General features: G+C 44.0%; 23 protein-coding genes and 3 tRNA genes. 14 read left to right on the plus strand and 12 right to left on the minus strand.

What is annotated here, in order from left to right:
• Position 1: 1 nt before the first annotated feature.
• Both pgl and zwf read right to left on the minus strand, forming a co-directional pair.
• Positions 2–700 (minus strand): 6-phosphogluconolactonase, encoded by a 699-nt coding sequence (gene pgl, locus H5073_RS01105; RefSeq protein ID WP_182676263.1) that lies wholly within the window; start codon positions 698–700, stop codon positions 2–4.
• A gap of 8 nt (positions 701–708) precedes the next feature.
• A complete protein-coding gene (gene zwf, locus H5073_RS01110; RefSeq protein ID WP_182676264.1) occupies positions 709–2181 on the minus strand; it encodes a glucose-6-phosphate dehydrogenase in 1473 nt (490 codons plus the stop codon).
• 326 nt (positions 2182–2507) lie between these two features.
• Between zwf and H5073_RS01115 the strand changes: the two genes are divergently transcribed.
• Both H5073_RS01115 and pyk read left to right on the plus strand, forming a co-directional pair.
• Positions 2508–3362 (plus strand): MurR/RpiR family transcriptional regulator, encoded by an 855-nt coding sequence (locus H5073_RS01115; RefSeq protein WP_182676265.1) that lies wholly within the window; start codon positions 2508–2510, stop codon positions 3360–3362.
• 278 nt (positions 3363–3640) lie between these two features.
• Positions 3641–5080 carry a pyruvate kinase gene (gene pyk, locus H5073_RS01120; RefSeq protein ID WP_182676266.1) on the plus strand — a complete coding sequence of 480 codons (1440 nt, stop codon included), beginning with the start codon at positions 3641–3643 and terminating at the stop codon, positions 5078–5080.
• Between the two features lie 171 nt (positions 5081–5251).
• Here the strand turns inward: pyk and H5073_RS01125 are convergent, their stop codons facing one another.
• The 3 genes from H5073_RS01125 to H5073_RS01135 form a co-directional block, all read right to left on the minus strand.
• Positions 5252–5650 carry an Imm63 family immunity protein gene (locus H5073_RS01125; RefSeq protein WP_182676343.1) on the minus strand — a complete coding sequence of 133 codons (399 nt, stop codon included), beginning with the start codon at positions 5648–5650 and terminating at the stop codon, positions 5252–5254.
• A gap of 358 nt (positions 5651–6008) precedes the next feature.
• Positions 6009–8288: an acyl-CoA dehydrogenase gene (locus H5073_RS01130; RefSeq protein ID WP_182676344.1), complete on the minus strand. Its 2280-nt coding sequence runs from the start codon at positions 8286–8288 to the stop codon at positions 6009–6011.
• A 19-nt stretch (positions 8289–8307) separates the two neighbouring features.
• Positions 8308–8940 carry a TetR/AcrR family transcriptional regulator gene (locus H5073_RS01135; protein ID WP_182676267.1) on the minus strand — a complete coding sequence of 211 codons (633 nt, stop codon included), beginning with the start codon at positions 8938–8940 and terminating at the stop codon, positions 8308–8310.
• Positions 8941–9142: 202 nt separating this feature from the next.
• On the opposite strand from H5073_RS01135, the gene H5073_RS01140 reads away from it, so the two are divergent.
• The 3 genes from H5073_RS01140 (at position 9143) to H5073_RS01150 (ending at position 12447) form a co-directional block, all read left to right on the plus strand.
• Positions 9143–10981, plus strand: a complete 1839-nt coding sequence (locus H5073_RS01140; protein ID WP_182676268.1) for a M2 family metallopeptidase — start codon at positions 9143–9145, stop codon at positions 10979–10981.
• Positions 10982–11311: 330 nt separating this feature from the next.
• Positions 11312–11884: a DUF4440 domain-containing protein gene (locus tag H5073_RS01145; RefSeq protein ID WP_220487836.1), complete on the plus strand. Its 573-nt coding sequence runs from the start codon at positions 11312–11314 to the stop codon at positions 11882–11884.
• A gap of 86 nt (positions 11885–11970) precedes the next feature.
• Positions 11971–12447: a YchJ family protein gene (locus H5073_RS01150; RefSeq protein WP_182676269.1), complete on the plus strand. Its 477-nt coding sequence runs from the start codon at positions 11971–11973 to the stop codon at positions 12445–12447.
• A 178-nt stretch (positions 12448–12625) separates the two neighbouring features.
• Here H5073_RS01150 and H5073_RS01155 read toward each other — a convergent pair whose 3' ends face one another.
• The 3 genes from H5073_RS01155 to H5073_RS01165 form a co-directional block, all read right to left on the minus strand.
• A complete protein-coding gene (locus H5073_RS01155) occupies positions 12626–14803 on the minus strand; it encodes an EAL domain-containing protein (protein ID WP_182676270.1) in 2178 nt (725 codons plus the stop codon).
• A 177-nt stretch (positions 14804–14980) separates the two neighbouring features.
• A complete protein-coding gene (locus H5073_RS01160; RefSeq protein ID WP_259394766.1) occupies positions 14981–15352 on the minus strand; it encodes a YfcZ/YiiS family protein in 372 nt (123 codons plus the stop codon).
• 153 nt (positions 15353–15505) lie between these two features.
• Positions 15506–16000, minus strand: a complete 495-nt coding sequence (locus H5073_RS01165) for a VC2046/SO_2500 family protein (RefSeq protein WP_182676271.1) — start codon at positions 15998–16000, stop codon at positions 15506–15508.
• Positions 16001–16145: 145 nt separating this feature from the next.
• Here H5073_RS01165 and H5073_RS01170 point away from each other — a divergent pair.
• The 4 genes from H5073_RS01170 (at position 16146) to H5073_RS01185 (ending at position 17986) form a co-directional block, all read left to right on the plus strand.
• A tRNA-Tyr gene (locus tag H5073_RS01170) sits at positions 16146–16230 on the plus strand.
• A gap of 91 nt (positions 16231–16321) precedes the next feature.
• A tRNA-Tyr gene (locus tag H5073_RS01175) sits at positions 16322–16406 on the plus strand.
• 76 nt (positions 16407–16482) lie between these two features.
• Positions 16483–16567: transfer RNA gene (locus H5073_RS01180), tRNA-Tyr, on the plus strand.
• Between the two features lie 357 nt (positions 16568–16924).
• Positions 16925–17986 (plus strand): PLP-dependent cysteine synthase family protein, encoded by a 1062-nt coding sequence (locus H5073_RS01185; RefSeq protein WP_182676272.1) that lies wholly within the window; start codon positions 16925–16927, stop codon positions 17984–17986.
• A gap of 126 nt (positions 17987–18112) precedes the next feature.
• On the opposite strand, the gene queE is transcribed toward H5073_RS01185, so the two are convergent.
• Positions 18113–18781 carry a 7-carboxy-7-deazaguanine synthase QueE gene (gene queE / locus H5073_RS01190; protein ID WP_182676273.1) on the minus strand — a complete coding sequence of 223 codons (669 nt, stop codon included), beginning with the start codon at positions 18779–18781 and terminating at the stop codon, positions 18113–18115.
• 176 nt (positions 18782–18957) lie between these two features.
• On the opposite strand from queE, the gene queC reads away from it, so the two are divergent.
• Both queC and rrtA read left to right on the plus strand, forming a co-directional pair.
• Positions 18958–19656, plus strand: a complete 699-nt coding sequence (gene queC, locus H5073_RS01195) for a 7-cyano-7-deazaguanine synthase QueC (RefSeq protein ID WP_182676274.1) — start codon at positions 18958–18960, stop codon at positions 19654–19656.
• Entirely contained in the window at positions 19640–20296 is a 657-nt protein-coding gene (gene rrtA / locus H5073_RS01200) for a rhombosortase (RefSeq protein ID WP_182676275.1), read from the plus strand. Before queC ends, rrtA begins: the two co-directional genes overlap by 17 nt.
• Positions 20297–20407: 111 nt before the next feature.
• On the opposite strand, the gene H5073_RS01205 is transcribed toward rrtA, so the two are convergent.
• Together H5073_RS01205 and dnaQ are read right to left on the minus strand one after the other, a co-directional pair.
• Complete coding sequence (locus tag H5073_RS01205) at positions 20408–21727, minus strand: TIGR03503 family protein (RefSeq protein ID WP_182676276.1); 1320 nt, start codon at positions 21725–21727, stop codon at positions 20408–20410.
• Positions 21728–21737: 10 nt separating this feature from the next.
• Positions 21738–22466, minus strand: coding sequence for a DNA polymerase III subunit epsilon (dnaQ, locus tag H5073_RS01210; protein WP_182676277.1), 729 nt, complete (start codon positions 22464–22466; stop codon positions 21738–21740).
• Positions 22467–22533: 67 nt separating this feature from the next.
• On the opposite strand from dnaQ, the gene rnhA reads away from it, so the two are divergent.
• On the plus strand, positions 22534–23010 hold the full coding sequence (gene rnhA, locus H5073_RS01215; RefSeq protein ID WP_182676278.1) for a ribonuclease HI: 477 nt from the start codon (positions 22534–22536) through the stop codon (positions 23008–23010).
• On the opposite strand, the gene H5073_RS01220 is transcribed toward rnhA, so the two are convergent.
• The gene (locus tag H5073_RS01220) at positions 22995–23714 is read right to left on the minus strand and encodes a methyltransferase domain-containing protein (protein ID WP_182676279.1); all 720 of its coding nucleotides are present in this window, start codon (positions 23712–23714) and stop codon (positions 22995–22997) included. The two genes, rnhA and H5073_RS01220, sit on opposite strands and share 16 nt — an antisense overlap.
• 171 nt (positions 23715–23885) lie before the next feature.
• Here H5073_RS01220 and gloB point away from each other — a divergent pair, with 171 nt between their 5' ends.
• Together gloB and H5073_RS01230 are read left to right on the plus strand one after the other, a co-directional pair.
• A complete protein-coding gene (gene gloB, locus H5073_RS01225) occupies positions 23886–24662 on the plus strand; it encodes a hydroxyacylglutathione hydrolase (RefSeq protein ID WP_182676280.1) in 777 nt (258 codons plus the stop codon).
• A gap of 132 nt (positions 24663–24794) precedes the next feature.
• On the plus strand, positions 24795–26351 hold the full coding sequence (locus H5073_RS01230) for a LysM peptidoglycan-binding domain-containing protein (RefSeq protein WP_182676281.1): 1557 nt from the start codon (positions 24795–24797) through the stop codon (positions 26349–26351).
• The last annotated feature ends 51 nt before the right edge of the window (positions 26352–26402 follow it).

Below are 26402 nucleotides of genomic sequence, written 5' to 3' on the forward strand. Positions count from 1 at the left end.
CTTACGCACTATAAAACACGTCGACCGGCGTTTTACGCTGGCCAAGAACGGCTCTAATTGGCATTTTGGACACATCATCATGGGCAAGTGCCTGATGATAAACGGATAATTTAGCTTCACCTACTAAGTGTAAATAGATCTGACGGCTATTTAAAATCGCCATTTTTGATAAAGTGATACGCTCATGGGGCGCAGTGGTGGGTGTCACTGCAGCGCATAAATCTTGAGTATTAAGGGCGTTATCGAGCGCTTCACTGCAGGGGAACCAAGAACAGGTATGGCCATCAGTGCCCATGCCTAGCACCACCACATCAAACGGGCGCGGAAAGTGCGCCAGTGAGCTGATGGTCATTTCACAACCCGCAACTGCAGTTGAGAACATATTTTTAAGGCCAGTAAATTTGGCGCTAGCGGCTCTATGTTGGAGTAAATGGGCACGAACTAAGCGCTCGTTAGAATCTTTTTCATGGTTATCAACCCAGCGTTCATCGGCAAGAGTGATGTAAACCTGCGCCCAATCAATAGCTTTGTGGCTAAGTAGATCAAATAATTTCAACGGCGTTGAGCCGCCCGATACCACTAAGCTTGCTTTACCTCTTGAGTCCACCGCATCTTGAAGTTGGCGCGCAATAGCCTCTGCAAGCTTAGCTTCGAGTGCGCTTGGACTGTCAAAGGCTTTAAATACTGTATCTTTAATCATGGTTATTCCTACTCGTCCCAAGAACGGCCATCTTTGGTTATCAAGGCAACCGAAGCGACGGGCCCCCAAGTTCCTGCGGGATAAGGCTTTGGCTTCTCACCGCTTTGTTCCCAAGACTGAATGATGCCATCAACCCAAGTCCAAGCTTGCTCCACTTCATCTCGGCGTACAAATAGCGCCTGATTACCTAGCATGGCTTCTAACAACAAACGCTCATAGGCATCGGCAATACGCTCATTCTTAAAGGTATCTGAGAAACTTAAATCGAGCTTTGTGGTTTGCAGACGCATTTTTTGCTCCAAACCTGGCACCTTGTTCATCATCTGAATTTCTACCCCTTCATGGGGCTGCAGACGAATAGTGAGCTTGTTTGGCGGCAAATTACGGTAGCTGGAGCGATAAAGGTTGTGCGGTGGATTTTTAAAATACACCACAATTTCTGAGCTCTTAAATGGCATGCGTTTACCGCTGCGTAAATAAAAGGGAACTCCTGCCCAGCGCCAGTTATCAATATCAACACGCAGTGCCACAAAGGTCTCAGTGTTAGAGCGGACATTGGCGCCCTCTTCCTCTAAATAACCTGGTACGGGTGAGCCTTTCAAGAAGCCTGCACTGTATTGACCACGCACGGTATTCTCATAGACGTTATCAAGATTGATAGGTCTTAGGGACTTAAGTACTTTGACTTTTTCATCACGTATACTGTCCGCATCTAGGTTGACAGGCGGATCCATGGCAACCAAGGTCAACACTTGCAATAAATGGTTTTGGATCATGTCGCGCATTTGGCCTGCGGTATCAAAATAGCCCCAACGGCCTTCAATACCCACCTCTTCGGCAACCGTGATTTGCACATGGTCTATGGTGCGGTTGTCCCACTTAGAAGCAAATAAGGAGTTAGCAAAACGCAGCGCTATCAAGTTTTGCACCGTCTCTTTACCTAGGTAATGATCGATACGGTAAACTTGATTTTCATTAAAGTATTCAGAAACTTTATTGTTGATCACTTTCGATGATTCGAGATCTGTGCCTATAGGTTTCTCAAGCACCACACGAGTATCAGGATGAATAAGTTTTTGCTCATGCAGACAGCGACAAATGTCACCAAAAATAGAAGGTGGAGTGGCAAAGTAACTCACCATCACCCGCTGACTTGGCTCAAGTAACGCGTGAAATGCGCTGTAGCCTTCAGCGTCAGTGAAATCTGTGCCGATATAATGGCAGCGGCTAACGAAGCGCGCTAAGGTCTGTTCGCACAATGGCTCTTTGACAAAAGTGGTTAACGCTTTAGTGACAAGTTCAACAAACTCATCTTTGCTAAAGGCATCTTTTGCTACACCGATAACCTTAGTATCTTTGTCTAGCAGTTCGGCTTTATCCAATTGATACAATGAGGGTAACAGTTTACGCCTCGCTAAATCACCCTTGGTACCAAACAGCACAAAGTCACAGGCTTTGGCTCCTTTAATTGATTTGCCCATTACAAAAAGCGCTCCTTTTGTTATTTAGCCATGCTCTATTCAGCCTTACGATGAATAAAAACACACTTTTGTTGTAATATAACAACAGAATTAGCTTAATGCATCTATATTTTGCAATTATTGATTGCTGAACACATATAGGCATTTCTATAGCAAATCTGATATTATTCGTTAGTTAAATGACTCAGTTACACACTTTCCTACACAATATGTTATTGGAAATTTACTACAAAACGGTGTCAGAGGTAACAAAACAACTATTTTCACCGTGACATCTGCCTTTATGATAGTAAATTACATTATCTTTTTATAGCGGACGTATGCTTATGAATACCCTTGAAAAGGTTCAAAACAGTCTAAACCAATTTAGTAAGTCAGAACGAAAAGTCGCTGAGGTGATCCTTTCATCACCCCAAACCGCTATCCATTCAAGCATAGCAACGTTAGCCAAAATGGCTGATGTAAGTGAGCCGACAGTAAACCGCTTCTGCCGCCGTCTAGACACTAAAGGTTTTCCTGATTTTAAACTCCATTTAGCTCAAAGCCTAGCAAATGGTACTCCTTATGTTAGTCGCCATGTTGAAGAAGACGATAGCACTGATTCTTATACCACCAAGATTTTTGAATCTTCCATGGCATCCTTGGATACCGCCCGCCAGAGCTTAGATACTGCAGCTATTCACAAAGCCGTAGACATACTGACTCAGGCGAAAACCATTTCCTTCTTTGGCCTCGGAGCTTCGGCATCTGTGGCCCACGATGCGCAGAATAAATTCTTTCGCTTCAACGTACCGGTCATTTGTTTCGATGATGTATTAATGCAACGCATGAGCTGCATTAACTGTAACGAAGGCGATGTTGTGGTATTGATTTCTCATACTGGACGCACAAAATCCCTAATTGAAATTGCCCGTATCGCACGAGAAAATGGCGCCGCTGTGATTGCCATTACAGCCAGAAACTCGCCTTTGTCACAGGAATGCACCCTGCCTGTAACCATGGAAGTACCAGAAGATACCGATTTATATCTACCTATGGCTTCACGTTTAGCGCAACTGGTCACCATAGACGTACTGGCGACCGGCTTTACCTTAAGGCGTGGACCAAGATTCAGAGAAAATCTCAAGCGCGTAAAAGAAGTATTAAAAGAATCACGGGTTAATAAAGATTCTATTCTCTAGGGGATTTTTTCGACTAGAATCCTATTGGAGCCAGGCTAAAACCTTAGTCTGGCTTTTTTTATGACGAAATTGACTTATCTGTCACAAAAATAACCCCCAGTTTCAGGGTAATTTGTATGTAACTTTACTACATTTGTTTTTATATCTGCTAATATAGCGCCAGAATTTTGAGACAAACAACAGGCATGCCCAACCACAGAGACATGCCAAGTTCGGATTTGTTCAACAAACAGCCAAATTTGTAAGCCAATTTTTTCTTATCATTAACGGAGTGTCTTATGTTCCGCAGAACTAAAATCGTGACCACACTAGGTCCTGCTACTGACCGCGACGACAACCTACGCAAGATTATTGCAGCTGGCGCTAACGTTGTGCGTTTAAACTTTTCTCATGGTTCGCCAGAAGATCATTTAAAACGCGCCACAGATGCACGTCAAATCGCTAAAGAATTAGGGGTTCATGTTGCTGTACTGGGTGACTTACAAGGTCCAAAGATCCGTGTATCCACCTTTAAAGACAACAAGAAAATTCAGCTTAACTTAGGCGATGCATTTATTCTTGATGCTGACTTAGGCAAAGGCGAAGGCAATGAGAAGCAAGTCGGTATTGATTACAAACAATTACCTGACGATGTCATCATCGGCGACATCTTAATGCTAGATGATGGCCGTGTTCAGTTGCGTGTTGACAGTGTCGAAGGCCGTAAGGTATTCACCACTGTGACTGTTGCTGGTCCCTTATCAAACAATAAAGGCATCAACAAAAAAGGCGGCGGCTTAACTGCGCCAGCGCTTACTGAAAAAGACATGGCAGACATCAAAACAGCTGCGCTTATTCAAGTTGACTACTTAGCGGTTTCTTTCCCACGTACTGGTGCTGACTTAGATCTTGCCCGTAAACTGGCTGTAGAAGCAGGCAGCAATGCCTTAATCGTTGCTAAAGTTGAACGCGCTGAAGCCGTTGAAACTGAAGCGGCTATGGATGATGTTATTTTAGCATCTGATGTTGTCATGGTAGCCCGTGGTGACTTAGGTGTTGAGATTGGCGATGCGGCATTAGTTGCTGTGCAGAAGAAATTGATTGAGCGTTCTCGTCAGCTTAATAAAATAGTGATCACTGCGACTCAAATGATGGAGTCAATGATCACCAGCCCAATGCCAACACGCGCCGAAGTCATGGACGTGGCTAACGCTGTGCTTGATGGTACTGACGCTGTTATGCTTTCAGCAGAGACTGCAGCTGGTGACTTCCCTGAAGAAACCGTACTGGCCATGGCGTCTGTCTGTAAAGGCGCTGAATCACACCCAAGTGTTATTGTGTCTAAGCACAGAATGGATCAGCGTTTCACCAGTATTGATGAAACCATTGCCCTTTCTACTATGTATGCGGCAAACCATTTAGAAGGGGTGAAAGCGATTATCAGTCTGACTGAGTCTGGCGCGACAGCTAAGTTAATGTCACGCATCAGCTCATCACTACCGATTTTTGCCTTAAGCCGTCATGAGCGTACCTTAGCCAAATTGGCACTTTACCGCGGTGTTAAGCCAGTTGAATTTGATTCAACTGCTTTCCCTGCTGATGAAGTTGCCCAAAAAGCCTTAGCATTACTAACCGCTAAAGGTTACCTAAAGAGTGGCGACATGGTATTAATGACCAAGGGTGACAGTATGGAAACTGTGGGTGGCACTAACACTTGTAAAGTCTTAGTGGTTGCTTAATCACCTTGTAAGCTGACTAACGTCAGCTCCTGCTCCTACTTAGAGTAAAAAATGCCGCTAAATTTAGCGGCATTTTTGTATCATTCACAGTAACAATATCAGTTATCAATTCACTTCGAAGGCCGTTTGGACGAATATATCTATCTATAAAACGAGCCTGACACTGAATTATCAACGCCCTCCTTCTTCATCTTCAAAGGGGGCAACAATTAACACTTGTTCGAAAATTTCTTTTTGCTTTAGCTCCCAATCACTATCAACCATTCCGAGTAATTCGGTCATTCTAGAAAAAATAATTCTCCTACAGTCTCTATGACCACCTTTGCTCTTGAGTTCATCATCACCTGACATTGTTCGAGTAATCCTCTGGAAAATCATAAAAAACAGTTCACACTCATCATTGATTACTTTCCTAAATATTTCATAACCTCGCTCTGTAGAAACATAGTGGTATACATCCCCGTGTATCTCGATATGTGGTGTCCTATCACCTTTAGGGCGATCGTAGACCCTTAAAAGTGAATCTGGTGCATTGATGGTTATAGCAAGCTTGCGAACTTCAGCTTCAATTTTTGAATGCTTTTCACTCCAACCTCTTTTAGATGCTTCCGTTTAATAAGCCAATTGATGATAACCTTTTCTGGAATACCGGGTAATATTTTCGTTACGCGAATGCTAAAAAGGTGAACCATGGCGATTTGTGAGCCAACCTTCCGCCCCACGGACGGGTCGGCCGACATAAGTTTAAATCAAGAGTCAGGGACGGACTCCGGTTTAAATCAAAAGCACGACGTGTCAAAGACTTCTTGTGGAATAAAAATGCCATGGCAAGCCTGTATGACAGAGTTTCAGCCTTGTTGATTAAAGCAAAAAAAAACGCCGACTTAAGTCGGCGCTTTGTTTATGTGCAAATGCTATTCAAATAGGCTTATAGCTTATCGAAATCATCCACATTGATGGCGGCTAAACGCTTAGCGTCGGCATCTTGCAACTGAGCATATTCGCTGTCGTTGATAATGCCTTTTTCAAGCGCGGTTTCAAACAACACTGGCATAGGCTGTTTTGACTTAAGGTGGCCATTACGTTGAGCTTGCTTAAGCTTTTTGTAAATGTCTTTGCTGGCGTATTTGGCAAGGAATGCTTGTTCTACTTCTGCAATACCGCCTTTATCACCTTCAAAATCGGGGCACAGGAAGGTCAATCTGTCACGAGCAGGTCCTGGGCGCAGCATACCTTTTACTACATCAGTTGTTAGCTTGTCGCTTGGCAGGTTGAAGTGATTACCTAACGGGAAAATAAGCACTTTTAATAAGCCGCGTACAATCAAGTTAGGGAAGTTACGGCTCGCTTCTTCAAGTGCCTTAGCGGCAAAATGAAGTCTTTGTTGCATCACATAATGCACGATAGGCAAATCGTCTTGCTGACGGCCATTATCTTCAAAATGCTTTAAGGTCGCTGAACCTAAATACAACTGGCTCAATACATCACCCATACGGGCAGACATCATTTCTTTACGCTTTAAATCACCGCCCATGATCAGCATAGATAAGTCTGTCATGGTGGCTAGCGCCGCTGACATACGTGTCATGTCTGAATAATACTGCTGGGTAGCACCGCTTACTGGCGCTTTGATGAAACGGCTCGCAGTGAGGGCACTGGCAAAGGCTGTCAAAGCGTTGCGGCAAGCGTAACCTATGTGCCCCATCAATAAAGAGTCAAATCTGTCTAGGGCATCGGTCTCATTTTCCATACCGGCGGCTTCCATTTCTGCCAGCACGTATGGATGACAGCGAGTGGCACCTTGACCGAAAATCATCAATGAACGGGTTAAGATGTTAGCACCTTCTACCGTAATAGAAATAGGGTTTGCCATAAAGGCATGACCTAAGTAGTTTTTACTGCCTAGCTGAATACCCTTACCTGACTGAATGTCCATGGCATCTTCTAAGACATCACGGCCAAGTTCTGTCATGTGGTATTTGGCGATAGCCGTGACCACTGATGGCTTAACTTTAAGATCGATACCTGTGGTGGTTAGACGGCGCGCAGCCTCTAACTGATAGGTATTACCTATGATCCGCGCAAGGGCTTCTTGTACGCCTTCAAATAAACCAATTGACATACCAAACTGCTGACGCACATAACTGTATGCTGTGGTAGTTTTAGTGGTTACGTGACCTGATGCGGTAGCAAGGGCTGGCAGAGAAATACCGCGACCGGCTGACAAACATTCAACCAGCATACGCCAGCCTTTGCCTGCGTATTGTGGGCCGCCGATGATCCAATCAAGTGGAATGAATACATCTTTACCGCTAGTCGTACCGTTCATAAACGCCATCATCATAGGGTTGTGACGACGACCAATTTCAACACCAGGATGATCGGTAGGAATAAGCGCACAAGTGATACCAATATTCTTAGTGTCGCCAAGTAAGCCGTCAGGGTCGCGCATTTGGAATGCAAGCCCGAGCACTGTAGCAACAGGCGCTAAGGTAATGTAACGCTTGTTCCAAGTCAGGCTTAAACCTAACACTTCTTCGCCTTCAAATTCTTGACGACACACCACACCGATATCCGGAATAGCACCCGCATCACTGCCCGCCTCTGGACCTGTCAATGCAAAACAAGGTAGCTCTTTGCCGACAGCCAGTGCTGGCAACCAACGCTCTTTTTGCGCTTCAGTACCATAGTGAGTCAATAACTCGCCTGGGCCTAATGAGTTCGGTACCATGACTGTCACAGCAGCACTGACGCTTCGCGACGCAATAATGCTGACAATGGTCGAGTTAGCGTAAGCAGAGAACTCGCGGCCACCGAATTTCTTTGGAATGATCAGCGCAAAAAAGCCTTCTTCCTTGAAATATGACCACAATTCAGGAGGTAAGTCTTTGCGGTTATGCACTATATCAAAATCATCAATCATGGTCAGGGCTGTCATGACCTGATTATCGATAAAGGCTTGCTCATCAGCGCTTAACGCTGGTTTGCCATAGCTGTGCAAGGTATTCCAATTAGGCTTACCGCGGAACAACTCGCCTTCCCACCACACGTCGCCCGCTTCCATGGCTTCTTTTTCTGTGGTTGATAAAGGAGGCAGCACTTTTTTGAAAAACGCAAAAACAGGACGAGTGATAAACTGCATCCTGATATTACGCACTCCAAATAGCACTATGATTGCTAATAAAAGCAGTATGATAATACTCATTATTTGACCTTTTTTAGTTAGTTTAAACCGCCACTGATACGCCAGCAGCCATATAAGGGATCACTTTGCGAAGAATAGCTTCAATATTGTTATGTTCACCGTATTCAGTTGCTGCGATATCATTTAACGCATCTGCTGATGCCATAGTAAAGACTATGGTGCCCAAGGTGAAATGCAACCGCCAAAACATCTCGGCGGCAGGGATATGGGGGGCGCTGACCTTGACCGCTTGTACAAAGCTTGCCAGATGCTCACCATAATGGGTGGTAATAAACCAACGCAAATGCCCTTGGCTTTCAATGTAACCACGCCCGAGCAACTGTAGAAAAATAATCGTACCACCCGCCCTCACCTTATTTAATTCTAGTAAAGGTTTAATTAATGAGGAGAAAATTTCATTCAAACTCGCCTGCTCTGACGCTTTATTCAAACGTTTAATTTCACTGGCAGCCGATGGCATAAACACATCTAAGTAGCGCGCCAATACCGCACGAATGAGCTCTTTCTTCGAACCGAAATGGTAATTCACCGAGGCTAAATTTACTTCAGCCTTACTGGTGATAAGCCTTAAGGAAGTTTCAGAAAAGCCCCTTTCTGCGAAGAGTTTTTCTGCTGCATCCAGAATTCTGGTTTTTGTATCTGTCCGACTCGCCATCCTCTCACCCAATTAATTTTAAACACCCGTTTAAATTAATCATTGAGCGCACACTTGTCAATCGAAATTCTCAAGTGTTTACCGAGAAATATCAGCACATTTAAGTATGAATTCAAGGTGGTATTAAATGCAAACGGCTTGAGGATTGGGTAAACTAATGGCAAAAATTTACACTAACAATAATATTGAGGGAGCCAAACAAATGAAATTGCCTTTTAAACAGCCATCTCAAATCGCTTTAGTCGTCTCTGTCGCGCTAGGATTAAGCGCTTGTGGTCAGCAAATCAAACCCGTCACTACTGAAAAACCAGTAGACGCTAAAGCGGCGACTGAATTTGTCAGCGATGCTGAAACCAAATTAGCGGCGTTATCTATTGAAGCTAACCGCGCTGAGTGGATTTACAGTAACTTTATCACCGAAGACACCGCAGCACTTTCTGCTGCCATGGGTGAAAAAGTCACCTCCACCTCAGTGCAATTGGCCACCCAAGCGGCGACATTTTCAGGTTTAACACTGGATCCCGTCGTCGCTCGCAAGCTCAATTCACTTCGCAGCAGCTTAATTTTACCAGCACCGTTAGATCCTGCTAAAAATGCAGAACTTGCCAAAATAAGCTCAGAACTTAATGGTCTCTACGGTAAAGGCAAATACTGTTTTGCCTCTGGCGAGTGCATGACTCAGACTGAGTTATCTGCGCTCATGGCTGAATCCAAGGATCCACAACTGTTATTGGAAGCTTGGACAGGCTGGCGTGAAATTGCCAAACCCATGCGCCCGTTATTCCAACGTGAAGTAGAGCTTGCCAATGAAGGGGCTCGCGACTTAGGCTTTAGTGATTTATCTGAGCTATGGCGCAGCCAGTATGATATGAAGCCGCAGGAATTTTCCGATGAATTAGACCGTTTATGGGGCGAAATAAAGCCGCTTTACGACTCATTACACTGTTATGTACGCGGTGAGCTAAATGAGCAATACGGCGATGAAGTGGCACCTAAAACCGGCCCAATCCCAGCACACTTGTTAGGTAATATGTGGGCTCAGCAATGGGGCACTATCTACAATAGTGTGGCGCCAAAAGATGCAGATCCTGGTTTTGATGTCACCGATTTATTAGCTAAGCATGGCTATGATGAAACTAAAATGGTCAAGCAAGCAGAAAGCTTCTTCACCTCGTTAGGTTTTGATGCGCTGCCAGAGACATTCTGGAGCCGCTCACTGTTTGTGCAGCCTAAAGACAGAGATGTAGTGTGTCATGCATCAGCCTGGGATCTGGACAGCCAAGATGATATCCGCATTAAGATGTGTATCCAGAAAACCGCTGAAGATTTCACTGTTATTCACCATGAACTTGGGCATAATTTTTACCAAAGAGCCTATAAAGAGCAACCTTATCTCTTTCAAGGTTCAGCCAATGATGGTTTCCATGAGGCCATAGGCGACACTATAGCATTGTCAATTACACCTAAATACCTGCAACAAATTGGCTTACTTGATACTGTACCTGATGCCTCTAAAGATATTGGTTTATTGCTACAACAAGCATTAAATAAAATAGCCTTTATGCCGTTTGGTTTGATGATAGATCAGTGGCGCTGGCAGGTATTTAATGGCCAAATTAAGCCTGAAAACTACAACCAAGCTTGGTGGGATTTACGTGAAAAGTACCAAGGTGTTAAAGCCCCTGTCGAGCGCACGGAAGCTGATTTCGATCCAGGTGCTAAGTACCATGTTCCCGGTAACGTACCTTACACCCGTTACTTCTTAGCCCATGTGTTGCAGTTCCAGTTCCATAAAGCCTTATGTGATATTGCAGGCGACACAGGACCTGTACATCGCTGTAGCATCTATGGCAACAAAGAAGCCGGTGCTAAGCTTAACCAAATGCTAGAAATGGGCGCCAGCAAACCATGGCCAGAAGCCTTAGAAGTCGTGACAGGCACCAAGCAAATGGATGCCAAAGCCGTGTTAGATTACTTTGCGCCGCTGCAGACTTGGTTAAACGAGCAAAACAGCCAAGCCCAGCGTCAGTGTGGCTGGTAAGTTCACCTACCGTTAGCTAAGTGGCTAAAGCTTGTACCCAGTTCTAGCCACCGATTATATCAACGCCCACATTAGGTGGGCGTTGATTTATCCTTAACGATAATCCTTGCTCGCTCAGCCATATTTGAAGCATTTTATCTCAATAATAGTTAATACATGCATATGTCGATTACGACACACTTTGTAATGATTATTTACTGTTGCGACATCTTGGTGTCCGCTATAGTGCTTGAATATGAGCAACTAGCCTAGGTGCCCAATTCAATTCCCGATTTCAATAATGAACTCGCACTAGGTTAGCCACCCTGTCCTTTTTATGAGGCTCTACCATTGAAATTTCTGAGCACGCTATTATTTATTACCTTGAGCTGGATAACCAACGTCCATGCAAATGAGCAAGACAACTTAGATATTAATCAATATTATCAAAAGTTTACTGTATCATTTTCGAACCTTGACCTTAACGCCATCGATGAACTCTACACTCATAATGCAGTATATATTTCTGAAACTCACAACCGAGAAATCGTTCAAGGAAAGAGTGACATCATTGATTTATATCAATCTTTTTTCGATAGAATTCGTCGTAAGCAAGCTAAGATAGAAGTCGAGTTTCGAGTTCACATTAGGCAACGTAGTGATAATACCGCCACTGATATCGGCTATTATTTAGTGCGTTTTCATCCAGCAAAAGATGCCGGCGAACCTGTAAGCGAGTTTTCTGGAAAATTTGTCAATGTGTTCATTAAAGAACACAATAAGTGGCGTATTAGCGTTGATTCTAATACCAGAGGCGACGCCAGTCTGTATTTTGCAGCAAAACCACAAACTTCACTGTATTATGGTCAACGATTTAAGGCCTCTGAACACAAAAAGCTCCCTAAGCCTGATAACCCCCGCTAAGGGTAACGATATCAAACCAATCCCCGTAGTAGGAGTCAGGTTTTTATCTCCTAGGTTTAAGCTTCATTTATAAGGATTGGTATTCTATGCCCAGCCCATCTTGTCCCTGTGGTAGCACTCAGTCTTATGCCCTTTGCTGCCAACCATTACATCAACAAAAACAATTCGCAAGCGAGCCTGAGCAGCTCATGCGATCGCGCTACTGTGCATTTGTTAAGAGTGAGTTTAACTATCTTATTAACACCCATCACCCAGCTCACTTGCAGGGATTAACGGCAGCACAACTAGCGCAAGGCCCAACAATAAATTGGTTGGGACTTGAGGTTATCTCCAGTTCAAAAGATCTCACAAACAATCTTGCCAAAGTGAGCTTTAAAGCTTGGTATCTAGAGCATGGTCAACTTGATGCTATTTTTGAAAACTCAGAGTTTATTTTTGAACAAGGGCAATGGCTGTACAGTCAAGGTCAGCAATTCACCTGCAGACAACCTGAACGTAATAGCCCATGCATATGCCACAGCGGTAAAAAGTTTAAGCATTGCTGTATGAAGTTGATCCGCTAAGGGATCTTTATCAATAAAGTTAACTAACCTCGTCCAGTACTGAGTACGTAGATCTTAAAACGATTGAATAAGACATGAATAAAGTAGCTGCAAATTGAACGTTTTCTGAGGCCCAAGATTACCACAGTGTTGTTATTGCATTTAGGCTTGTACTGAGTTGTTTTTAGATGACTTATGCTTAATTAACTTGTTGAGACTGTGCTTTGCTGCGGTGCAATTCGAGTAAGTGACTAAATTCGCTTTCCCGCACCGCAGGGCTATATAAAAAACCTTGAGCATGGTGACACGCGCTTAGTGTCAAAAATGCTTCTTGCTCTTTGGTTTCTACCCCTTCAGCCGTCAAGGAGATATTGAGTGCGCTGGCCATGGCAATAATGGCACTAACAATCTCACGGCTCTCATGGCTGCTACTGATGTCCATCACAAAAGATCTGTCTATCTTAAGTTTTGAAATCGGGAATTGTTTTAAATAACGCATTGAGCTGTGACCGGTACCAAAATCATCAATCGCAAGGCCAACCCCGAGTTCTGCAAGTTCTTTACAGAGTCTTGTGGCGTGATCAATATCGCTCATTAATTCTGTTTCTGTTATTTCTAAAATCAAGCGTTTAGGCTTAATGCGATAACGGGTCACTAAGGTCCACACTTGGGAGTAAAGCTGACCACTGAAAAACTGCCGTGCCGATACATTAACATGCATGGTTAAGTCGATATTCTTATGCTGCCATAGGTGAAGTTGCTTACAGGCAGTTTCCAGTACCCAATTGCCCATGGCATTAATTAAACCCGTTTGCTCGGCAATTTCAATAAAAGCACCTGGATACAACACACCTTTTTTGGGATGATTCCAACGTATAAGTGCTTCAGCGCCAATATACTGCTGAGTTTTAAGATCCATTAAAGGTTGATAGTACAGCTCAAACTCACGACCTTTTAACGCGTGCTGTAAGTCGCGCTCAATCTCAATATTGGCTTTAAAGGCTTCCAATAATTGGGTATTAAAAATCTGGTAATGTTTAAGTGCTTTACGCTTGGCATGTTGCAGCGCAATGTCAGCGCAAGACAGTGGCGCAAATAGGTCAACTACACAGGCGATATTAACCACGGCAATGGCAGGCTTTGGCTCAACTTTATTCCGGCCAATAACGACAGGGACCAATAATTTGTCATAAAGACTCTTAACGAAGTGCTCGAGTTGCTCAAGGTCTTGAACCTCAGGTAACAAGATACCGAACTCATCACTGCCAATTCGTGCCACATCTATCGCATTATGGAAACGAGCAAAATGTTTAACTCGCCTTGCAACCTCAATGAGCAGCGCATCACCGCGCTCATGGCCATGAGTGTCGTTAAAGCGATTAAAACCAAGTAAATCAACTAAGAACAACACACCTTGAGCGCATTTATCTAAGCTTCTAGTGAAGTGCAGTCTATTATGTAAACCGGTTAAGTTGCAATTCCATGCTAATCGCTCAAGCTCTGCCTTATGACGGTACTGAGATGAAATATCATGTACAGCCACTAATGCATAATCATTACCACGGGGAGTCAAAAAATGACGGGCATGGTATTGAACCCAATATTCACTTTGATCAGAGCGCACCAGTAACCGCTCGCCTTGCAAGGTCTCCCCCTTGAGCAAAGCATTGACCATGGGAGCGACTTGCTCACTGGCTCCACGGAAAAAATCGAGTTTATTCACATGTTGATCTTGAACCTGCTCGCGCGGCAGTCCAGTTAATCGATAATGCGCTGGATTAACATATTTGATGATTTGAGTTTTAAGATTAACGAGAATAATTAAATGGTCAGCTTGTTCTGTAGCACTTAAATAAAGAGTTAAATCTTCATCTTTCTCATAGCCACGTTCGGTGGCAAGCGCCAATGCCAATTGATCGGCAACTTGACTCACAAATTGGATATCATGTTCATGCCACTCAATCACTGAGTCGAATTCGATACTGAGCAAACCTTCAATGTGACCATTAATACGAATAGCCACATCAAGTAACTGCTTAATGCTGCCATCTTCCAAATATCGAGTCGATACAAAAGGCGCGTTGCTGACATCTATGGCGACAAAAAAACGATGGTCATGAAGATGCTGTTGATATTCAGGCGATATGATGGGCTTAAAGTCGCTAGCTAGGGGAGATTGGCTACTTAAATCGGCACTGGCAACTGGAGTTAAGTGATTATCTTGTGGGTGCAAATGCCACACAGTGACATTAAAAGCCTGAAATTGTTCAAGCAGAAGCTGACAGCACATATTGGCTGTCTGAGTATACTGACCTAATGCTTTTGCATCAGAATTAACTATTATTTCTAACAGCTCCTGATGCTCAGTGAATTCCATGAGCTTCCTATTGACTGCTTTAATTTGCAAAATCAACCAATTAAATTGTAGCAATCTAAAGAATGCTAACGTCCCTGTATTGTCTTTAACTTGGTCCTTATTCTACGCTTTATCATTGACACAGTGTATTTCACTTAATTCCCCTATCTTTTAACGCCGAGAATAAATTAGTTACAATTAGAGATTTTCCTCAAGCTGGAAAATCATTTTTTCCACTGTGTATTCAAAGTTTAACGCTAATATAACACCATCATCTATGCTTTTCATAGAGGCGCTAACGCTTTTAAATCTCTGTAGCGCTTTCTCTTTTAAGCAAGCAGCATCAACCTCTGCATTCTCGCCTTGCAGGCGAATTTCCAGCTCACCATCATTGGCTTCGATAACTGTACCTATATCGACAAAACTGCCACAGGTATTACAGCTATCATTAACTTGATTTTGGCCTTCAGCAGATGATGCTGTGGCAGGTTCATTTGCCACTGTATCAGCCATAGTTGAGTTAATCGTGGATGCGGTCATAGACTTAGTTGCCATTGATTTAGTTGTCATGGATATGCTCCATAAATATGATTAGAGCTTAAGGATCACTCAAGCCCATTTGAAGTCATTATTTTAAGTGATTTTATTGTCATTAACTCAAAGCCAATTCACAGTTCCGCTATCGGCCGCTTCAAAATAAACTCAGCTCAGTAATTTAGAAGATCAGGCACTTAATGCCAGCGTGGCACTGATCTGCCTCTGCATAGCGAGCTGGTCGATGAAGTGCATTTGATTAAAATCTGGCAGCTTAGGAATAGCCTCTTGTTGCCGCAACCGAGTGAGAGGATCGCAATTGCTCAGCGCCAGCGCCATATCATCAGGGGTATGACCACGAATAACCAAGGCTTCTGGCGTCAATGCTTGAGCCAACTGAAACCCTCGCAGGCCTTGCTGATAATACACCTGTGCGTTATCCGTTAACGGCTCAGTGGTCGACAGATCTGCAATTAAGACTTGGGATTTTGGCAGTTCAAATTGTTTGATTAACTTTTCTGCTTGAGATAAATCGCTATCTATTTGAAATTGAGCCTGATCTCTGGCATCTGCCGATAGCAATGCCAAAATTAAGCCAAACTCTCCCCGTCTGTGGTTCTCAATCGCTTGATTCAAGCGATTACCACATTGTGACTCATTGACGAGGGGAAACTCAATTTGCATAAAAAAACACCACCAAAACAACTCGTTGGTTGATTAACTACCGGGATTGACACTTAATCGACCACTTGAAGCATTACTTGAGTTTTATTTTAGTTTTGCGCTTTACTTAACTTTTGTTTCTGACTACTATTGCCGCCGCAATTGAGGAGGGGTTCCCGAGTGGCCAAAGGGATCAGACTGTAAATCTGACGGCTCAGCCTTCGAAGGTTCGAATCCTTCTCCCTCCACCATTTGCGTCTAGTGTGTTATCAAATTACTCCTGAGTAATGACGGATAACCTGCTAGAAAGTACGGCATAGTCCAAGTAAAAAAGATATTGTTGGAGGGGTTCCCGAGTGGCCAAAGGGATCAGACTGTAAATCTGACGGCTCAGCCTTCGAAGGTTCGAATCCTTCTCCCTCCACCATCTTTTTTAACTCAGTTTTTGTCATGCTAAAGTTTTAGGTTCCATCGTTAGTAAGCCACTAACGTGCTTTATCAGTGGAGGGGTTCCCGAGTGGCCAAAGGGATCAGACTGTAAATCTGACGGCTCAGCCTTCGAAGGTTCGAATCCTTCTCCCTCCACCATTTCTATATTGGTATTTTTATCCACGCTTCAATTCACAATGTTAATTTACCTTCTCGGGTTAGCACTCATTCTGCTGTACTCGCAGCTAAATCACTTACGGCTAAAAAACAACCCACAGCTAACCCTAAACATCGCTTAATATTTTAGGCGGCTGCTCTTCAGTTGTGATTTAACCTCCTCTCTTTTTACACCGCACGGCATTGTTATAAAACACCTCTCATCCAGCATATCGACTCAATCAATCACTCTTGTGTTTAAGTTGTTGAGCTTATTTTCCTAAGCACTGTCGATTGGGCTATTTATTGTTATGCTTTTTTATTATGATTTATATCATTTTGTGTTTATAAGGTTTTACCATGTCACAGTCTTGGGTTAATCGCGCCATCGGGCTTATTGAAGCGGATTTTCAGCGCAGCGCCGATACACATCTTATCAAGCTTGCCTTGCCACAACTTGAAGGGGTCGATATTTACTTAAAAGATGAAAGTACCCATCCTACTGGCAGTTTAAAGCACCGCCTAGCTCGCTCGCTGTTTCTTTACTCCCTGTGTAACGGCTGGATAAAACAAGACACCACGATCATTGAATCATCTTCTGGTAGCACAGCGATTTCTGAAGCGTATTTTGCTCGCCTGCTAGGCCTACCCTTTATTGCTGTGATGCCAAAGAGCACCGCGAAGAAAAAAATTCAGCAAATTGAGTTCTATGGCGGCACATGCCATTTTGTCGATAAAGGCAGTGAAATTTATGCCGAATCCGAGCGATTAGCCGAAGAGCTCAATGGTCATTATATGGATCAATTTACTTATGCCGAGCGTGCAACCGACTGGCGTGGCAACAATAACATCGCCGATTCTATATTCAATCAGATGCAAAAAGAGCCTCATCCCATCCCCCAATGGATAGTAATGAGCCCAGGGACTGGCGGCACATCTGCCACCATTGGTCGCTACCTCCGGTATCAACAACTTACCACTCAGCTTTGCGTAGTCGACCCTGAAAATTCGGTATTTTATGAGTATTATCGCAGTGGCGATGCCAGCCTCACTGATTGCAGCGGCAGTAGAATTGAAGGGATAGGCAGGCCTCGAGTCGAACCATCCTTTATTGCTGGCGTAGTGGATGAGATGAAACGCATCCCAGATGCAGCCTCTATTGCCACCATACACTGGTTAGAGCAGCTTATTGGCCGCAAGACAGGCGCCTCCACTGGTACCAACTTGTATGGTGCCCTATTGCTGGCGACTCAAATGCGTGAACGGGGTGAGACAGGCTCTATCGTGACCTTGCTTTGCGATTCAGGTGAGCGTTATTTAGATACCTATTATGATAATGCTTGGATTGAAGCGCACATAGGTGACATCAGTGTGTACCAGAATAAGCTTGCCGCCTTCGACTTATGTGGCCTTATTGAATAATGAATAAGATGAATGGTGAGTTAGACGAGCTAATCATAGTGCTAATGCCGTCAAAGTAATAAATAGCGCGCCAAAGGGCGCGCTATTTATTTCAAGTGCCTTAATTCTAGCGGCAAGATAACAGCATTAATCGATATCAAGATACTTATGAGTCTGGATAGACAAGCGCCAATTACGGGCGATGCAGGTCTTCATTGCCAGCTCGGTGGCCCTCGCCTTCTGGCTGATAGGCTGCAAGCAAATGGTTTTACCGCTAAGGTCAATATCCGCTAACAACTCATCGAGTTCATCGATGTGATTTTGGGTGGCAATGGGATGCTTAATCTCATTGGCGCGAACCAATGCCTGCTCAAGCACCTTGTAGCCGCCTTTCATATTGATTTTAGGCGATACTGTCACCCACACGTCTTGATGACATTTCACTTCAAAGGTGCCACTGGTCTCAATTTGTACGCCATAACCTGCCGCAATAAAGGTATGGGTAATGTCGCTGAGATCATAAAGACAAGGCTCACCACCCGTTAGCACGATATGCTTAGCAGTGAATCCTTTGGCCTGAAAAGCAGCGATAAGACTCACGCCATCATGATTTGCCCAGCGTCCTATGGTGCCATCCACGGTAATCACTTGCTCTGGAGTCACCTTGTTGTCGGCCAGCACATCCCATGTCTGCTTAGTATCGCACCAAGCACAGCCCACAGGGCAGCCTTGCAGGCGCACGAATAAGGCTGGCACGCCGGTAAAACAGCCTTCACCTTGAATAGTTTCGAATACTTCGTTGACTGGATAGTTCATTGTTGGCCTTTAATCTTTGCGGGTCGGCATTTATAGTGGATTTTGCTCTCTGCTGCAAGTTTTTGCGTAAAGGCCTATGCTTAAGATAAACTACCCCACTTAAGACAAGCCTACCTGCTTCATGGACGTCGCTCAGTGTCCGCCTGTCATATTTTCCCTTTTTATTTGGTACTCCTATGTCTAAAGCAGTCGTCGTTTTCAGTGGTGGTCAAGATTCCACTACATGCCTTATTCAGGCGCTCACCCAGTTTGATGAAGTTCACGCTATTACTTTTGATTATGGTCAGCGCCATGATGCAGAAATTGAAGTGGCTAAAGCCTTGGCAAGCAACTTAAAAATCACTAGCCACAAAGTCATGGATGTGAGCCTACTCAACGAATTAGCTATCTCAGCTCTTACCCGTGATGCCATTCCTGTGTCCCATGAATTGATGGAAAATGGCTTACCCAATACCTTTGTGCCTGGGCGCAATATTTTGTTCCTCACCTTAGCAGGTATTTACGCTTACCAATTGGGCGCTGACAGCGTGATAACCGGGGTGTGTGAAACCGATTTTTCTGGTTATCCTGATTGCCGCGATAAATTTGTTCGCGCCATGGAAAGCGCCCTATGTCTAGGTATGGACAAACAGATTAATTTAGTCACGCCATTAATGTGGCTAAATAAAGCTGAAACTTGGGCGCTGGCAGATAAATATCACAGTCTAACCTTAGTTCAAGAGCAAACATTAACCTGTTACAACGGCATCATAGGTCAAGGCTGCAGCGATTGCCCAGCTTGCCATTTAAGACAAAACGGCTTAAATGATTATCTTAATAATAAGCCAAGCGTTATGGCCTCATTAGAGCAAAAGACCGATGGCAAGCCTGCGTAAATCAAATCAGGATAACAGCGCTTCCCTGTGGAAGCCCTTGTATTTATTTGCCGCCATTATCACGGCTATCTCAAGTGCATTTTGGGGGCTAGAGTGGTTTTCGGCTCAAGGCTCATCTGTATCTGATAGTTTTAGCTATCTACGGCTCAATATTACACAAGGTCAAGTGTGGCGTTTGCTGACAGGTAATTTACTCCATACCAACCTGTGGCATTTAGCCATGAACCTTGCAGGGCTGTGGGTGATTTTATTCCTCCACGAAATGCATTATCGCAAGCAAGCCTTACTAATCTACCTGTTATTTATAAGCCTTTGCCTGTTTGAGGGCCTAGGTTTGTATTTCTACTACCCAGCACTACTCAGCTACGTAGGCTTAAGTGGAGTACTGCATGGCTTATTTAGCTTTGGCGCCATAATGGATATCACCCGCGGCTATCGTTCAGGATATCTTTTACTCGCAGGGGTATTGGCTAAGGTGTGTTACGAGCAAACCTATGGCGCAAGCGACAGCGTTGTCGAGCTGATAGGCGCCAGAGTCGCGACAGAATCCCATTTAGTTGGTGTGATTAGCGGCATCATTTGCGCCTTTATCTGGCTAACATACCTTTATATTCAGCAGATGATCAAACGTAAAAAGTAAGCACTGCGGGTAAATAAAAAGAAGAAGAACCAAAGTTCAACTTCTTTTTATTCATCTTTTTCGGGGAAAGTTTTTATCATCCCTTAAGAAGCTTGAATTATAGCGCCGTCCCTAACTCTCTTCTGGTAAGTTTAAGTCGACTTCAGCATTGTCCTGACTTACAGCTTTTTTCTCTGCGGTTTCTTGCTCTTGCATTAATCTTAATTCAGCTGCCGCTAATGCTTTATTCAGTGCCTGCTTTTTACGCCACACAACAAAGCCTATAACGCCAAACAAAAATAACCCCACATTTACTGTGACTATCCAAAATATTGCGTCTTCCTTAGCTTTGAGCTCAGCCACTTTAGCAATTTCTGCAGCAACGGCGGCAAGTTCCGCCTCTGATGGAGGCGGCTCAGGAGGCTCGATAAAATTAAAAAATAACTCTGGAAGTTCTAATACTATCTCACGGCCTGTGATGGTGGTGCTGACCACATTGCCTTTAACTCGATAACTGCCAAAAACAGTGGCTGTAGGTAGTGGGTATAAGGTATTAGCTTGAGTGACTTCATCAATTAAGATTGGAAGTTGCAGCCCTGCAGGCCCCACTAATTCAAATTCAAAATGTGTCTCCTCTAGCTTTAATAAGTCATCATCCACGATAAGCTCAAGCTGCCATACGCCACTTAAGGGATCGTCAGAGGCCAGCATATTGACCTTAATTGGCTGCGGGGATAAGAAGATAGGGTAATTAATTTCACGCTCAAAGACGGCATTTCTGGCGATGACTTGATAGTCGTAATGTCCCCAAGGCTGGTTGAGGTTGATCATACTGGTAAACACGGCATTATCTGGGGCTTCATCTAAGCCTTCACCGTTGTCTTTATAAGCCCCTGCGATGATACTACCTGCGGAAAAGTTTTCATCCTCTGGCAGATGCTTACTGACCAAGCGTACAGTCCATTCCAGCATAAAATCAAGCCCAGGTAAGCGCATTAACAGGTCATCGCCGAGCATTTTGGCCGTCACTTTTAAGCGCTCGCCTTGAAATAACGGTTGAGGGATCTGTGCAACTTCAATATCAAGCTTGGAAATTTTTTGAATGCTCGAGCCTTCAATCACGTTGCCCAATAATTGCCAAGGACCTGGCATAGGTTTTTTAATCTGGATCATGTCGCCAGTTATCCCGTCAACCCATTTCACCTCCTCAGGGTGGCGAGTCGAATACCATTTACTGCCATCTGGCAATACAATAACCACAGGGGCTGAGCCGTATTTCCTTTGCACCAGCAACGTGAGTTCATCGACCATATGATCGATTCTAAAGCGATTTTTAAGCTCGCTAGCACTGGTGTACGGTACTGGCTCTGCATGAGCATAAGTCGAAAAAAAGACTGCCCCTAAAAGCAAGACAATAAAAGCACTGCGGCAATAACTAAGCGATAGACTCATAGGAATGTTGTTATCCTCTCCAGAGGCATTTTCCGGATTTTTGCACCAGATCAAGGCGAGACTCGTGTAATACTAGTTCATCGGCAGAAGCCGCTATCACTTTAAGATTAAATCCAGATGGATCAAGTCGTTGGATCCCTCCAGCTTCCTGCCCTGCCTGTTCACTGGATAAATTAAACTTGATTTGTCCACCGGTCATCAATAAGTAAACATCGGCCAAAATCTCGGCATCCAATAATGCGCCGTGATAGGTCCGTCGTGAGTTATCTATGCCATAACGCTTGCACAAGGCATCTAAATTATTCTTTTGCCCAGGATGAAGCCGTTTTGCTATGGATAAACTGTCGAGGATATCAACGATGTCATGAGTCTTAGGTCCTCTTGGCTGCAACATAGAAAATTCATGATCCATAAAGCTCACGTCAAAGCTCGCGTTATGGGCGACAATCTCTGCGCCTTGAATAAACTCAATAAATTCTTGAGCAATCTGATGGAACCTTGGCTCATTGGCCACCCGCTCATCGGTAATACCGTGAACCGCTATGGCTTCTGGATCAATAAGTTGCCCAGGATTAATATACTGATGGTAAGTACGCCCCGTAAGGCGGCGATTGACCACCTCAACACAACCAATTTCGATGATCCTATGGCCGATGTAAATCGCGCCACCGGCTTGATTCATGCCGGTGGTTTCGGTATCTAAAATAATCTGGCGGCTTGCGCTGGAAATAATGGTCATAGTCTTTATCAACTTAATCTAAAAATCGTTATACTGCGCCGGATTAAATTCGTAATAGGCAGTCATGATGACAACACATAAACAAGTCAATATCTACACCGACGGCTCATGTCTTGGTAATCCAGGTCCTGGAGGCTATGGTATTGTAATGCAATATAAACAGCATTCAAAAGAAATTGCCGATGGCTTTGCCTTAACTACAAATAACCGTATGGAATTACTGGCACCTATCATAGCCCTGGAAGCCTTGATGGAACCTTGTGTCGTTACCTTAACCAGCGACAGTCAATACATGCGTCAAGGGATCACCCAGTGGATCCACGGCTGGAAGAAAAAAGGCTGGATGACCTCAAATAAACAAGCGGTTAAAAACGTTGATTTATGGAAACGCTTAGACAGCGTTAGCCAAAGACACTCTATAGATTGGCGCTGGGTTAAAGGGCATGCAGGCCACGTGCAAAATGAGCGTTGCGATAAACTGGCAAGAGCGGCGGCAGAAGCTAAGCCCAAACAGATCGATATTGGCTATCAAGACAGCTTATGATCCCCTAATCGCCCTGCACTTGGCGCAGGCGACCAACTGTGTTGCTGTGGACGTTTTTTATCGCGAATTGGCGTCAAAGGTGCATCCAATTTACGGGCAACAATAAAATAGACGCTACCTGTACCTGGGAGCCAGCGCTGCAGACTTTGCTCTAGGTATTGACCAAAGGCAAAGGGGCGAATTAAGGGATGATATAAGCTACGGCTATCTTCAAGCACCTGATAACCTAGCAATCCGAGCCAATCTTTCACCCTTGATGGCATAAAAAACTGCCCACACCAAGGCAGCCTTGTTTGATATCGTGACAATACTTTGCCCATAAACAACGGACTTATGGGGTTAAAACCCACAATAATCACATAGCCACCGCTAATAAGTACCCTATCCACTTCCCTGAGTAAACGATAAGGGTTAGTTTCAAACTCAATTAAGAAACTCATTAGCACTGTATCTATAGTGGTATTTTTCAACGGCAAGTGGTGCGGATCGGCAATAATGTCAGCACCAGTGTCATCAAACACAGAATAATGCCGTGAAATACTGCAGCCTTGGCTGTCAAGGCCTGCACTCAAGGAGCCCAATTTCAGCAAGTGATAGCCAAACACTTTAGGCCACCATGAAGCTAACTGAGTTTCAACCGCCAGCTTGATGTGCTCGCTATAGGGAAGCTGCTGCCATTGTCTAGGCTTTGTCACCAAGCGCATGTATCCTCCTCTGTTCTCATTGAAGTCAAACCCTAGCGATTTCAGACATTAGTGCAGGCTTTAATACAAGCTCTAGCACTAAAAGAATGGATATTGGGCCTCAGCCGATTTTGGCTTTTAGTTCACAATCCGTTACTCTGTCAGCTTAACAGAATCGTCATGGAAAAATACATGCTTAGCATCACGGAAATTCCTGCCTTTAACGATAATTATATTTGGATCCTAGGCGCTCAGGATTCAGAGTTTGTTTACGTGGTTGATCCCGGCACCGCAGCCCCTGTGCTGGCCTATCTCAACGAGAAAAACTTAACCTTAGCCGGCATACTTATTACCCATAAGCACCAAGATCACGTGGGCGGCATTCGGGATTTACAAGCACATTACCAAGGAAACTTACCGGTTTATGGTCCTAAAGCTGAAGGCATTGAAGGCATCACTCATCATCTCATCGCTGAAAAATCACTGTTTTTGCCTCATTTAGCGTCCAATGTAGAAGTTATCCATGTACCTGGTCACACCTTAGGTCATTTTGCCTATTTAATCGAAGATGCCATTTTTTGTGGTGATACTTTATTTAGCGCCGGATGCGGCCGTCTATTTGAAGGCACGCCAGAACAGATGCTGTCATCATTAAATAGACTGGCATCATTACCCGCCCACAGTAAAATTTATTGCGCTCACGAATACACCCAAGCAAATTTGAACTTTGCGCTCACTGTCACGCCTAACAATCCACATTTAGTTCAATATGCTTCTTGGGTAACTAAGGCCCGTGATAATAAGGTGCCAACAATCCCCGCTGAACTCAGTACCGAACTGACCATCAATCCCTTTCTTCGTTGCCATACCAGTGAAGTAAAAATGGCCGTTGCTAAACAGTTCAATATCGAAGTTACTGATGAATTACAAACATTTACCTTGCTTCGAAAATGGAAGGACCACTTTTAATTTGTGTAAATGTCATCGATAAAATTAGTTTAATAAGACAAGTGAGATGATTTGTTTTACAATGCAAAATTCGTGTCCGAAAATGACCACTTTTTAGTCAGTATTTGACTCTAATAAGGAAGACCATCTTCAATGAGATCAACATGTTACTTAATTGCTGGCGGCTTAGTCTTCCTTGCGGGTTGTCAGACCTTGCCTCAAACACAGACTCAGCCTCAGTCCTCTTCTTTGGAAGATACCCTTGAATACAGCCGTAAACCCACTGGCAATCAAAGCTTAGCTAGCATTCAAGAAGATGTCGTTCAGGCCCAAGATCTATGGCAAAAACTCGCACTAGAGATGAAACTGCCCATCGCAGACAGCGCCTTAGTCGATGAGTATCGTCAGTGGTATATTAAGCATCCCAAACACTTAAAAACCATTTCTCGCCGAGCGGCGCCGTTTTTACAATATATTATTGCCGAGCTTGAAAAGAATAACTTGCCACTGGAACTGGCTTTACTGCCTATCGTTGAAAGCGCATATAATCCTATGGCTGTGTCACCAGGCCAGGCCGCAGGGTTATGGCAGCTTACTTTACCGACCGCTGGTAACTTAGGCATCAAGATGAATTGGTGGTACGACGGCCGCCGCGATGTCGCCACATCCACTGCCGCTGCCATTAAATTATTAACCTATTTACATAAAAAAATGGATGCTAATTGGCTATATGCCATTGCAGCGTACAATACTGGTGAAGGCCGGGTACTCTCTGCTATTAAGCAAAATAAAGCCCGAGGAAAATCGGCTGATTTTTGGTCATTAGCTTTGCCAAAAACCACACGCCATTACGTGCCACAGTTACTGGCTTTAGCCGATGTCATCAAAAATGCCGACAAGTACGGTATTAAGTTAACCCCTATTAACGACATTCCAAGATTAGCCTTAGTGAATACAGAATCCCAAATGGATTTATCTTTGGCCGCTGAAATGGCACAAATTTCCATTGAAGAATTAAAAGCGATAAACCCCGGATTTAGCCGCTGGGCCACCTCACCTGTGGGGCCACATCAGCTATTTGTGCCCATAGAAAAAGCCAAGCTCTTTAATCAAGCATTAGCCAAGGTAGACAGCGAATCACGTTTAAATTGGGTACGTTATAAAATTAAATCTGGTGATAGCATCAGTGAAATTGCCGATCAATTTGAAACCAGTGCAAAACTCATTCGCTCAAGTAATGGTTTAGGCAATAATAGTATTGTGGCTGGTCGTTACTTAATTATTCCTGTTGCCGCTAAAGATCCTGATCTTGCCAGCATGTCTAATGACCAAGTCATAGCTCGTAAACCACAAATCAAGACCAGTAACGCCAAGTTAATCCATAAAATTAGATCTGGGGATTCATTATGGGAAATCGCCAAGAAGTATGGCGTCAGCATACCGCAAATCTCCAAATGGAATCAGCTCACCATGAGTTCAAAACTACAAATTGGTCGTGAGCTGACCATTTGGGCCAATGAAGCCAGCACAGTGCAAGCCTCACGTATAGTGAACTATAAGGTGCGCTCAGGCGATTCCTTAGCCCGCATTGCAGCTAGATATAAAGTCACTGTTACTGAATTAGTTGAATGGAATAGCCTGCAGAAAAATAACTACCTGCAACCTGGGCAAATCTTAAAACTTGTGATCGACAATCAAGCAACCTCCTAACAATCCGTGTGGGTTGAAATAGAAAACGGCAAGCCACTTTGGCTTGCCGTT

Source organism: Shewanella sp. SR44-3, assembly GCF_014163735.1.
GTDB lineage: Bacteria > Pseudomonadota > Gammaproteobacteria > Enterobacterales > Shewanellaceae > Shewanella.

What these genes read in the sequence shown, in the direction of transcription:
- zwf (WP_182676264.1), bottom strand. Translation starts at nt 2,181, where the DNA reads ATGGGCAAATCAATTAAAGGAGCCAAAGCCTGTGACTTTGTGCTGTTT.
- H5073_RS01165 (WP_182676271.1), bottom strand. Translation starts at nt 16,000, where the DNA reads ATGCAAATTGAGTTTCCCCTCGTCAATGAGTCACAATGTGGTAATCGC.
- H5073_RS01135 (WP_182676267.1), bottom strand. Translation starts at nt 8,940, where the DNA reads ATGGCGAGTCGGACAGATACAAAAACCAGAATTCTGGATGCAGCAGAA.
- H5073_RS01230 (WP_182676281.1), top strand. Translation starts at nt 24,795, where the DNA reads ATGAGATCAACATGTTACTTAATTGCTGGCGGCTTAGTCTTCCTTGCG.
- queC (WP_182676274.1), top strand. Translation starts at nt 18,958, where the DNA reads ATGTCTAAAGCAGTCGTCGTTTTCAGTGGTGGTCAAGATTCCACTACA.
- H5073_RS01155 (WP_182676270.1), bottom strand. Translation starts at nt 14,803, where the DNA reads ATGGAATTCACTGAGCATCAGGAGCTGTTAGAAATAATAGTTAATTCT.
- H5073_RS01205 (WP_182676276.1), bottom strand. Translation starts at nt 21,727, where the DNA reads ATGAGTCTATCGCTTAGTTATTGCCGCAGTGCTTTTATTGTCTTGCTT.
- H5073_RS01115 (WP_182676265.1), top strand. Translation starts at nt 2,508, where the DNA reads ATGAATACCCTTGAAAAGGTTCAAAACAGTCTAAACCAATTTAGTAAG.
- H5073_RS01150 (WP_182676269.1), top strand. Translation starts at nt 11,971, where the DNA reads ATGCCCAGCCCATCTTGTCCCTGTGGTAGCACTCAGTCTTATGCCCTT.
- H5073_RS01220 (WP_182676279.1), bottom strand. Translation starts at nt 23,714, where the DNA reads ATGCGCTTGGTGACAAAGCCTAGACAATGGCAGCAGCTTCCCTATAGC.
- gloB (WP_182676280.1), top strand. Translation starts at nt 23,886, where the DNA reads ATGCTTAGCATCACGGAAATTCCTGCCTTTAACGATAATTATATTTGG.
- H5073_RS01140 (WP_182676268.1), top strand. Translation starts at nt 9,143, where the DNA reads ATGAAATTGCCTTTTAAACAGCCATCTCAAATCGCTTTAGTCGTCTCT.
- H5073_RS01185 (WP_182676272.1), top strand. Translation starts at nt 16,925, where the DNA reads ATGTCACAGTCTTGGGTTAATCGCGCCATCGGGCTTATTGAAGCGGAT.
- dnaQ (WP_182676277.1), bottom strand. Translation starts at nt 22,466, where the DNA reads ATGACCATTATTTCCAGCGCAAGCCGCCAGATTATTTTAGATACCGAA.
- queE (WP_182676273.1), bottom strand. Translation starts at nt 18,781, where the DNA reads ATGAACTATCCAGTCAACGAAGTATTCGAAACTATTCAAGGTGAAGGC.
- rnhA (WP_182676278.1), top strand. Translation starts at nt 22,534, where the DNA reads ATGACAACACATAAACAAGTCAATATCTACACCGACGGCTCATGTCTT.
- pyk (WP_182676266.1), top strand. Translation starts at nt 3,641, where the DNA reads ATGTTCCGCAGAACTAAAATCGTGACCACACTAGGTCCTGCTACTGAC.
- pgl (WP_182676263.1), bottom strand. Translation starts at nt 700, where the DNA reads ATGATTAAAGATACAGTATTTAAAGCCTTTGACAGTCCAAGCGCACTC.
- rrtA (WP_182676275.1), top strand. Translation starts at nt 19,640, where the DNA reads ATGGCAAGCCTGCGTAAATCAAATCAGGATAACAGCGCTTCCCTGTGG.
- H5073_RS01160 (WP_259394766.1), bottom strand. Translation starts at nt 15,352, where the DNA reads ATGACAACTAAATCAATGGCAACTAAGTCTATGACCGCATCCACGATT.